Below are 244 nucleotides of genomic sequence, written 5' to 3' on the forward strand. Positions count from 1 at the left end.
CCCCACAATCAAGCATCTGAAAATCTATGAGAAATATTACTTTTTATCCAGAAGACGAAGCTAGTGAAGAAAATGGTGTAGCTGTACGTAGAAATATATTGGACTATGAATTTTCTAAGACGTATACAGTGAACAATTATGATCCACTTTCGCTCCAGAGAGCAAGAGGAGTGATCAAAATAAAAAATTTTGGATCCGAAGTATTGAAGCTCAAGCCACAAACCCGATTTATTCATAATAATAT

1 protein-coding gene is annotated in these 244 nt (G+C 34.4%); it reads left to right on the top strand.

What is annotated here, in order from left to right; translation table 11 throughout:
- Positions 1–26: 26 nt before the first annotated feature.
- Positions 27–244 (top strand): hypothetical protein (locus P9254_RS28925; protein WP_278103932.1); only part of this gene is annotated, 218 nt, incomplete at its 3' end.

It is taken from the genome of Mesorhizobium sp. WSM4983 (assembly GCF_029625765.1).
In the GTDB taxonomy this organism is placed as follows: domain Bacteria; phylum Pseudomonadota; class Alphaproteobacteria; order Rhizobiales; family Rhizobiaceae; genus Mesorhizobium.